Below are 9,058 nucleotides of genomic sequence, written 5' to 3'. Positions count from 1 at the left end.
TTTTAAAAGCACAGCAGGAGGGAGAAGCGGAATTCATGGATGGAGAGCCGCTTCCCGGGCTCAAAGTCATGACCATTCAAGATGAAAACCGTGATTCTGAATAGGGAAAGAGGATTTTGACTGCCGGCCCAGGGATCTTAGTCGGCAAGGAGGCCTTCAAAGCCCATGGGAGTTCAGCTTTACGCAGAGTAAGTGATGCAAGATAGACTATCAAGAAGAAGGTCCGTGCTAATAGGGTATAATTTCAAGAATATTGTAAAAAGGAGAAGATGTTGGCAGGGCTTTACAGAATAATGAAGAATTTAGGCTATAGAAAGTGTTTGCAGTTACACAAGCTATTAGAAATAGGATGCCAGATTTTCCGCTCACGGGTGACCCACGTAATATAAAAGTCAGAACTCAGCATGTCGAAGGAATACATAAAAAGAAAGCTGAAGCAGCGAACCAAATTGGCGCTGCCAAAATGTGGTGGGGAGTTACTCAAGAAAAAGGGTAATTATGGAGATTTAAGGGTGTAACAATTATCTGAAGTTTAGGTTTACGATTACCAACTAGTATGATGAATTCTATATTTCGGTAATAGTGGAATCGATAGAGTATAAGTATTGCTATGTTTATACTGGATATAAGGTTAAACTTCGTCAAAGGGTAATAATGGGACATTCGAATCTTCGCAATATTCATACGAGAAGGTTTCCTAGTAGGTTAAGAATGGGCGAATAAAATGTGAGAAATAGGTTGTAAGCCAAAAAACTGGGTATTCGTTTTTTAAGAAATCAGAAATTGATTTCAAGAATTATGTATAGGAAGGGGTTGGCCATCACATATTGCTAGTGCAATAATTGTGAAGCCGAGAATTGAAGCCAATGCAGTTCGGAAATATTTTTTACAAGTCACCTGCTATTATCATCATTGCAATCATGATTATTTGTACAGCAGGCACAATCGTTGCCTTGAATTATCATAAGGTTTTTGAAACAGACGCTACCAAGGTAACCCGTAATACAAATAATACACAGAATGATACTACGGGCAGCAATAAAACAGATGCCCGTCTTAATACCTTCGACGGCATTAATTCAACATCCAATGAAAGTCATTCCACCACCAGTAATACTTCCTCCGCTGAAAACGCAGATCCTACGGTTTCGGAAAGAACTTCAGTACACACAACACACCAGTATTCTCCGGATTTTGTTCCCGGTAGTACGTTCTCGCAGGATGATTCGGAAAACGGAAAGACTAGATATGTTTATGACAGCACTAGAATTGATGCCGATGGAGACGGTGCTACCGACGATGTGCTGCTGGTTGGCGAAAACAATGATACGAATGCCCTTTTTGGCCATCAAACCCGTAATTTGGCAGTAGTTGTCAGGGATGGGGCTATAGGGAAGTTTGCCGCATTTTTACTGCCTGAAGATTTTGGAGTCATGTTGCCGCGATTCAATATCGGAAGTTTCACTGCCGCAAAGAAAAACGAGATCCTGGTTTCTGTTGAAACTGGTGGCAGCGGAGGAATTGTTCTATATGCCCTCATGGCATATGAAAATAAAAAGGTTGTTTCAGTGGTATCTCAGGAAGAGCTGAACAAAGGCTTGGCTCTGAAAGTAGTATGCCTTCCCGGGTTTGAGATGAAGATTATCGATAAAAATACTGGGGTTAACTCCAGCGTTAATTTTCATGATGGGGAAGCTGTTCCTTGGTATATTGATAGTGGTGTCTATAATAAAGCAGGGGAATTTCTTAAAGATCAGTCGTATGTAGATGATGAAGTCATGGATGATGTATTTGTCAGCCTGGATCCTGCTGACGATGACGGTGATGGTACTCAGGAGCTTCATGGCAAGCAACGTATTTCGTTCATTGCCCATGCCAATACAGTTGCCTGGGCTGAATCGGTCTGGTCAGTAAAAGGTGGTCGGCTGAGGCTTGTCAGTGAGAAGATCGAAGCTTATTACCCATAAAAAATGTTAAGAGAATCTGTAAGATAAGCCTACCGCAGGAATGAAAGTATCGCTAATAAACTACAGCTTAAGAAAATCCCAATTCAAAGGATGAAGAGTGAAGATGAATAAGAGAGTCAATGGAAATATATCATTTAAACTGAATTGGCAAGGCGAAATTGTAGCTGTTCAACCCAGAACCAGAGTCTGGAGATATCTTATGGATAATCGAACCCACTATCACCTAGGCTATAATCTCTTTATTGTTGGTGATAGCAGTGAGGGTAAAAAATAGTTTTCGGTGGCAATTTCTGAGAAACAGCAGATAAAGGGTTTATTTCGAATAGGTGATGTCCTTGAAGGTACAGCCTGGACAAAACAATATGAAGAAAGAGAATTTGCAGATTATTATCGAGTTGGCTCTTTAAAATGTATGAGTAGAGGAGCCACAAATCATGAAAGTATGCCACCGCCTTGGATTATGCTGCCTCCATCAATGCAGACCTATGAAGAAAGAGGTCCCAGGCTATTAAGTAAACGTTTGTGGGAAACAAAATGTTTTCAATGTATTTGGGCTAATATGGCTAATGTTGAAATTCAATGGGATTTTCGAGAAATTTAATGTGAAATTCAGCGGTTTTAGGTCTGACTAATCTAGATTAGTCGCCTCAAAACCGCCGAATTTTTCCTCATAGTCTTAAAGCAAATGTCTGTTCAAGAACCTAGGGGAATTACCTGAATGGGTTATCCCTTATGTCATCTATGGGAGCAGTAGTTCTAAACTATTATATCTTGTGGTCTGTAAAACTCACAGTCAAGCTTTCTAAAATCCTTTGAGTTCCACGTCAATATTGGTAGTTCCAAACTCCTTGATTTCTCGGCTAAGTAAACGTCTACAAAATCTACGTTTACCTCACGAAACCGACCTAAGACACGTTGCATCAGAGTGTCTTCCTCGAGTTCAACTCCGTCAGCTTCAACAAAATCCTCAAATACTTGTAAAATAGCTTCTTTTTCAAATCCATATACTTTACGCAAGACCCAATAGGCTTCGATTATGACGAGAGACAGAATATAAAACCTCGTGTAACCTTGCTCAATAAGTCTTACCAATTGTTCGATTTGAGTATCATCGTCTTTAACGAATAAGCGAACCAGGATGTTCGTGTCAGCGATCATCGGCTTATTCATTTTCCAACCCCTTTAAACCAACGGCAACTTCTTTTGCCCGTTCTGTTCTAGCTTGGTCAATGGCATCATCTACATCTATGGAAGAGGGAGACTTCAAAGCTCCCATGACACCTCGAATTGACTTTTTAATCTTAGGCTGGACTTCAATAATTCGTTCGTTTTCATCCAGGACAAAAGCTAATCTGTCCCCCTCTTTAAGGCTTAAAAGAGTTCTCAATTCAACGGGAATAGTTAACTGTCCTTTGCTGGTTAATTTACCAGAAAGAAGTTGTTTAGCCATAATAGATGTCCCTCCATCCTAAAAGTATTACCATTATTGTAAGTAATACTTTTGAACAAGTCAAGCTTTTACCAGTTAAGATGAAAGTCTATAAATAACCTTGCCTTTAGTCCTAATTTATTATACACGGTTATTGTAGTCATTCATTATTAAAGAAGTGATATTGCTTAACTTTATCAAGGAAGAAAGCGGCAAAATACTGCTTAGCAACGCCGTCGAGGTCAGACAGTGTCTGACGGAAGCCAAAGAGCCCTTGGGGGGAGTTCAAATGATGCATTGATGCACCATTTGAACTTCCCCCAAGGGCTCATCCGATTTGGGATATATATGCATTCGTAGCTATCGTTGATGTTAAAGAGACATACTCCCAGGCAGTGATCCTCTTAGGAGTTGAGCAGTTCAGACCAATGAATCCAGAGAAGAAATGAGGAATTCATTGCGCAGTTCAATTTGGAAGTTCCTCGATGGAAGGTGGCAGAGATTCGGCTTCGGCTATTCGAGCTGCAGGATCATAAAAGCTGACGGCAAGACTGGGTCATGACCTGGAGTCTTGTCGCTGCTTGAAATAGGGGGGCTAACGCTACTTCGCTTCAAATTCGATCCGCAGGCTGGGATCTGTTTCCTTCTCGTCAATAATAGCATTGTATTTTCCAATAATCTCTGCAAGTTTTGCGTTTCTTGCTGTACTGTCAAACTGGCTGTGCTCGCTAATATTAGTAGAAAGAAATTGCTGGATGTCCCATACTTCAATTCGTCCGCTTAAATCAGCGTCCGCTGCAAGGTCAAGTGCCGTACGAACCCGGTTAAAGATAGTAATGATTACCGGAAGGCAACCGGCGTGGATATTCATTTTGCATTTCTGGATTAACGGCTCTCCAGGGGCGGTGGTGCAATGAAGAATTGTATTGCTGATTGCAAATCGCCGCTGCGGTCAGTCGGGGAATCAGCAACCGAAGCGCCATGAATTTCAAATTTGCCTGGTGGAAGTATTAGAGATAGCTTAGCTGCGACAAGATGTTGAAGCATCGTGCCTAAGTATTGTGTGCCCGGGTTTTCTTTCTGGCGCTTTTTTGCTTGTTCGAACAGTTCATCCAAACTTGCTCCAATCGTGCGCGAGGGATCGGTAGTCAAGGTAAAGGGGAGGTTGTTAAAATAATCGCGTACCTGCTCAGCCCAAAAACTTTCTACATCGTTAAAATTGATGACTTCGGCTGCTTGCCAAGCATTAAGAAACTCTATGAACTTGATCATAAGTCCCATATCGCGGCTGGTGCGACCGCCTTCAGAAGCTAAAGTACGAGTAATGTCATATTCTTTAAGTATCTTTTTTAAGTTTGACCCGCCAAGGCCCGCGACCTGGCCTTTGTTTTCCGTTAAAAAGTTATTGGGGTGTCGCTAACATTTCCGACAAACCCACGCTAAGTTAAGAAAAGGATTCATTAACTAGTTTTGTGCTCCTGATTTCATGCGGGATATAAAGTTATGCTTCTTAATTTAGCCCTGATCGTCCTAAAAGAAAAGACACTACAAAGCTTGCAGTGTCTCGAGTTGAGAGGTGTCAACTAATGTAACCATTAATTGAGTGTTCAACAAACAGTATATGGGGGAAGGGCAGGATATTTTACCCTGCCAATTGGAGCCACTCTTTTGCAAGATGCCCCCAATCATATCCGATATACGTCTGGTGGTGCAGATAATAAGACTCAACACAGACAACTTTTGACCGACTTATTATCGTAAGCCTGACCATTAGTTACGTAAGGGTTCAGTTTGCGTTTATGTCGGGACCAATTTCTTTAAGTATATCTTTATTGACAAGGTCATCTTCAAGAGCGTTAGACTTGTTAAACTTAAGACCTTTATATTTGGATTGGTCTCCGGATATTTCAATTATCCCTTGATAACCGCCTATTGGTGCCCAAACATTTGAATTAGGGTCATTTGGCCAGACTTTTTTGAGAAGGAACAAATAAGTTTTATTTTCACTTAGTAATGGTTGCTCCTCAATGCGATAGCTGACACCCTCGAAATCCCCTCCAGTTAATTGGACCGAAAAATCATTCTCTTGGAAATCCTTGTTTTTCTTAGACACATTTAGAACATTAGTTTTATAGTCCGTGAAGACTGCTTGATGTAACTTGAAGGTATTTGTTCCAGTTACCTTTCCAATTAAAACCAAGTCAGCGTTCTTAACAGCTTCGTGAATATTTTTCTGCTGATCAGTCCAACTAGCACTTAATATAACCTGTTTATTAGAAAAACTATGCACTCCGAAAATTGTTAATCCAGTAATCAGACTAAAAAAAACTATTAAAACAGAGATTTTTTTTAGCATTTTGATCCTCCCTTTATAACTAAAAATTAATAAGGTTTAACAGCATATCGATTATATATACGATCTATATTTGATTGATCAGGTCCATTTGCCAAAGAAGGATTATTAGCGTAAGCGCCAGTTGCTGAGGTGTACATAAGATTAGTATTAACATTTACGTGATCTAAGGAAAATTCGTGACCCAATTCATGGGAAGCGAGAACGTTTATTTGACCTGAAGAATAGTTATTGGTATAGGTCTGATTAAGTTGGATATTTCCACTTGTAAAAACACCATTCCAACCAGGATTAATAAAAGCTTGACCATCCCATCCGGTAGTTCCATAGCTATACACATATGCAATTATTTTATAGTTTGTGTTATCCATTGGAACGCGTAAAATAGATTTAGCCTGCCAATTTGAAGCAGCAGTATTAATTGGGGTAACATGACTACTTGGAACATCAGAACTAATTTTATAGGGAATAGTTCTAGTGGGCCATGATCCAGTTCCCATATATGCTAAAGCAGACCCGGGAATTAACAAAAGTATTAAAAGTGTCCCCAAAAAGACTCTTTTGACTAATTTGTTCATAGAATTTAAATGCTCCCTTCGTCCAAATATAGAAATTATTTAGGTGTTTAAATTATGAATAAACTCCTTTCTTAAAATGTAGTCTCGGGCGGAAATAACTTGTCCATTTAAATATTACCACAGAACGATTCCAATCATTGTAAGTTCCTGCTGTCAAATATTTATTCTTTCTGTAAAATTTTCCCAAATAACCGTAGAAGACCTCCGGCAATATATTATCGACGATTGGGTAAACTCGAAGATGGTAGTTTATTGTCAAAAACGATCGTTTTTGACAATAAATATAAAATGATACCATCTAGTTCAAAACAGCCCAATCAACAGTTCCGTAACTAGTGCCGAAAACTATTTACCACTATTGCATAGTTATATCCTTTTTGGTACTCTAGAATTAGAAAATATTAGGAGTGCTATTAATGTTAATAGGATATGCAAGGGTTTCAATAGATGGGCAAAACTTAAACAGGCAAATGGATCAGTTAAAGGCTACAGGGTGTGAACGGATTTATCAAGAAAAGATAACCGGTACCAAAAAGGAAAGGCCGGAATTGGAGAAACTGCTAGACAAATACGCGAGTTGACCAGGTTGAGTAGATCAACGAAAGACTTATTTCTATTGGTCGATTTGATAGAGAAAAAGGGTGCCAATGTTAAAAGTTCAAGGGAATCTTGGATGGATACAACTTCGCCTCAAGGGAAATTAATGTTTACTATATTTGCAGGAATAAGCCAGTTTGAAAGGGATTTAATCAGTCACAGAACAAAAGAAGGCCTTTCAAGTGTTCGGGCAAGAGGTAGAAAAGGCGGGCTCCCATCAAAAGCTAACAAAGACATAGAATTAGCTTTAAAAATGTATGATAGCAAAGATTATTCTCTCACTGAAATTACCAAGGGTACAGGGGTAAGTAGAACAAGTTTATACAGATATATCAGTAATATTATTCAATATTGCTAGTGAGGTTTTTATGTCAGCTGTTGAAATTTTACTTACAGAAGAACAAAGGCTTGAATTTACTAGAATTCCCGAAAACATAAGTGAATGGGAAATAGCTAAATACTACACCTTTACAGATAACGATATGGAAGTCATTAATCGGCACAGGAGAAATTATAACCGTCTAGGATTTGCCGTTCAATTATGTATATTGAGAAATCCCGGTTGGTCACTTGGAAATAATGATTTGATTCCCAAAGCTGTACTTTCCTATAGCAGAGCAATTACCCGTTGGTGTAGAGGAGTATGATCAGTACGCACAAAGAGAAAATACAAGGCTCGAACATCTTCAGGAATTACGTGCGGTTTATGGATATAAAAATTTCACAGAGGATGACTATAAGCGTCTATTAGATTACATCATGCCTGTTGCATTGGAAAACGATAATATTATCCGTCTAATAAGGTGCGTCATAGACGAATTAAGAAAAGACATGATAATTCTCCCGGGGATCACCACCATTGAAAAGATTGTTAAAGACGTTCGCAAGACAGCGGACGATTCAGTAATCAGGATTATAAACCAAGCTCTTACAGCAGTGCAGAAACAACGAATGGATGCACTGATTGAATTACCAAATGAAACAGCCATAACCACGTGGGATAAGATCATAGCATCTGTTGAAGAAGCAAAAACCCTTGCCAGACCTATAAATTATGATTATTTAGATTTACTTGATAATCGATATAACCAATTGCGGAAATACACGCCTGCACTTGTTAAAAGTCTTGAGTTTAGTGCTACTAACAGTTCTTTAGATCCTTTAATTGAAGCTCTCAAAGTTATAAATGATATGAATGAAACAGGTAAACGTAAAGTTCCTGAAACTGCTCCCCTTGGGTTTGTTTCTAATCGATGGAAAAAACATGTCTATGAAAAGATGATTTAAGACCGTTAAACCTTGGGAATAGGGAATTGTGAGCTTAGAGTGGGGAAAACGTCAACTTTCAACCGATTATTTCCTTAGCGGGGGTTTTGTCAGAAATGTTGGCGACACCCCTTATTAGGGTCAAGTGGTAAAGTCTTGGCCCGCACTATTCGAGTTAACTGAACTAATAAGGAAAGCGGACCCTTTGTGTAAGCGTTATGCTCTGCTTGAAATCCTTTTAATCGGTTGGTTGCGCTGTTCATCATAGATAACCTCCGCCAGTTTTGTCAAAAAGGATTTACCGATAAATGAAGCGACAGGAAGCGCCACAGCGTCTCCCATAGCTTTATAACCGTCATTGTTAGTACCGGGAAGGATGTAACTATCCGGCGTGCCCATCAGACGTGCGGCCTCACGCGGGGACAGCATCCTCGCGTGTAGCTCTCCATCTTTTTTGACAATCAAAAACTGTTTACTGCTACCGCCTTCCGGCGTCCTCAGGCAACCGGCTATTCCGTCAAAACGGAGTTCTAAACACTGTTTTCCGTGCCTTGTGCGACGATAACCCGTTGCCACAATCTCGTCAAATTCATCCAGCTTTTTCTGATGATGCGGTGGTATAAGCTTCAATGCATCGTCTTTGTCATAGGGCAGATTGAAGTCAATCATGTCAACAAGGCTTTTTTTACGCTCAGGCGGTTTGTCGGCGCGCCACCATATCCAGTGGGGCAAAGTACGGCCAAGCGTAACGGCGGCTTGATTATGTAACCAGTTAGGCCCGGAGTCACATAATTCAGCGGGGATGGGTATGTTCTGCCTGATCGCAATCACAAAAACCCTTGGTCTGGACTGCGGAACGAAAAGCGCT

General features: G+C 40.0%; 10 protein-coding genes and 3 pseudogenes. 7 read left to right on the top strand and 6 right to left on the bottom strand.

The annotated features are described in order from the left end of the window. Positions 1 to 316 precede the first annotated feature (316 nt). The 4 genes from LJE72_RS25555 to LJE72_RS25540 all read left to right on the top strand — a co-directional run bounded on the left by LJE72_RS25555 (position 317) and on the right by LJE72_RS25540 (position 2,568). On the top strand, positions 317 to 496 hold the full coding sequence (locus LJE72_RS25555; protein ID WP_229250957.1) for a hypothetical protein: 180 nt from the start codon (positions 317 to 319) through the stop codon (positions 494 to 496). A gap of 370 nt (positions 497 to 866) precedes the next feature. After that, positions 867 to 1,967 (top strand): hypothetical protein, encoded by a 1,101-nt coding sequence (locus LJE72_RS25550; protein ID WP_229250956.1) that lies wholly within the window; start codon positions 867 to 869, stop codon positions 1,965 to 1,967. Positions 1,968 to 2,070: 103 nt separating this feature from the next. Continuing rightward, positions 2,071 to 2,241: a hypothetical protein gene (locus LJE72_RS25545; protein ID WP_229250955.1), complete on the top strand. Its 171-nt coding sequence runs from the start codon at positions 2,071 to 2,073 to the stop codon at positions 2,239 to 2,241. A gap of 6 nt (positions 2,242 to 2,247) precedes the next feature. Next, positions 2,248 to 2,568, top strand: coding sequence for a hypothetical protein (locus LJE72_RS25540; protein WP_229250954.1), 321 nt, complete (start codon positions 2,248 to 2,250; stop codon positions 2,566 to 2,568). Positions 2,569 to 2,723: 155 nt separating this feature from the next. Here LJE72_RS25540 and LJE72_RS25535 read toward each other — a convergent pair whose 3' ends face one another. Further along, positions 2,724 to 3,137, bottom strand: a complete 414-nt coding sequence (locus LJE72_RS25535; protein WP_229250953.1) for a PIN domain-containing protein — start codon at positions 3,135 to 3,137, stop codon at positions 2,724 to 2,726. Continuing rightward, on the bottom strand, positions 3,130 to 3,417 hold the full coding sequence (locus LJE72_RS25530) for an AbrB/MazE/SpoVT family DNA-binding domain-containing protein (protein ID WP_229250952.1): 288 nt from the start codon (positions 3,415 to 3,417) through the stop codon (positions 3,130 to 3,132). Before LJE72_RS25530 ends, LJE72_RS25535 begins: the two co-directional genes overlap by 8 nt. Positions 3,418 to 3,580: 163 nt before the next feature. On the opposite strand from LJE72_RS25530, the gene LJE72_RS25525 reads away from it, so the two are divergent. Then, positions 3,581 to 3,697, top strand: a complete 117-nt coding sequence (locus LJE72_RS25525) for a DUF3102 domain-containing protein (RefSeq protein WP_229250951.1) — start codon at positions 3,581 to 3,583, stop codon at positions 3,695 to 3,697. Between the two features lie 300 nt (positions 3,698 to 3,997). Here LJE72_RS25525 and LJE72_RS25520 read toward each other — a convergent pair. The 3 genes and pseudogenes from LJE72_RS25520 to LJE72_RS25510 form a co-directional block, all read right to left on the bottom strand. Further along, positions 3,998 to 4,740: pseudogene (locus LJE72_RS25520) on the bottom strand (DUF4928 family protein). A gap of 442 nt (positions 4,741 to 5,182) precedes the next feature. Continuing rightward, a complete protein-coding gene (locus tag LJE72_RS25515; RefSeq protein WP_229250950.1) occupies positions 5,183 to 5,752 on the bottom strand; it encodes a hypothetical protein in 570 nt (189 codons plus the stop codon). Between the two features lie 26 nt (positions 5,753 to 5,778). After that, positions 5,779 to 6,327: a hypothetical protein gene (locus LJE72_RS25510; protein WP_229250949.1), complete on the bottom strand. Its 549-nt coding sequence runs from the start codon at positions 6,325 to 6,327 to the stop codon at positions 5,779 to 5,781. A gap of 416 nt (positions 6,328 to 6,743) precedes the next feature. On the opposite strand from LJE72_RS25510, the pseudogene LJE72_RS25505 reads away from it, so the two are divergent. Further along, positions 6,744 to 7,282 (top strand): annotated as a pseudogene (locus LJE72_RS25505) (recombinase family protein). Positions 7,283 to 7,292: 10 nt separating this feature from the next. Then, positions 7,293 to 8,211, top strand: a pseudogene (locus LJE72_RS25500) (DUF4158 domain-containing protein). Between the two features lie 195 nt (positions 8,212 to 8,406). Here the strand turns inward: LJE72_RS25500 and LJE72_RS25495 are convergent. Further along, positions 8,407 to 9,058: DNA cytosine methyltransferase (locus LJE72_RS25495; RefSeq protein WP_229250948.1), on the bottom strand; the 652-nt coding region annotated here is incomplete at its 5' end.

Origin of the sequence: Desulfosporosinus shakirovi (assembly GCF_020595055.1) — a bacterium.
GTDB lineage: Bacteria > Bacillota > Desulfitobacteriia > Desulfitobacteriales > Desulfitobacteriaceae > Desulfosporosinus > Desulfosporosinus shakirovi.
The sequence above is the reverse complement of the archived record's forward strand: the minus strand, read 5'-3'. Positions and strand labels throughout refer to the sequence as shown.

Excerpts from the sequence above, each read along its gene's own strand:
- LJE72_RS25550 (WP_229250956.1), top strand. The coding sequence starts at position 867 with ATGCAGTTCGGAAATATTTTTTACAAGTCACCTGCTATTATCATCATT.
- LJE72_RS25545 (WP_229250955.1), top strand. The coding sequence starts at position 2,071 with ATGAATAAGAGAGTCAATGGAAATATATCATTTAAACTGAATTGGCAA.
- LJE72_RS25535 (WP_229250953.1), bottom strand. The coding sequence starts at position 3,137 with ATGAATAAGCCGATGATCGCTGACACGAACATCCTGGTTCGCTTATTC.
- LJE72_RS25530 (WP_229250952.1), bottom strand. The coding sequence starts at position 3,417 with ATGGCTAAACAACTTCTTTCTGGTAAATTAACCAGCAAAGGACAGTTA.
- LJE72_RS25515 (WP_229250950.1), bottom strand. The coding sequence starts at position 5,752 with ATGCTAAAAAAAATCTCTGTTTTAATAGTTTTTTTTAGTCTGATTACT.
- LJE72_RS25510 (WP_229250949.1), bottom strand. The coding sequence starts at position 6,327 with ATGAACAAATTAGTCAAAAGAGTCTTTTTGGGGACACTTTTAATACTT.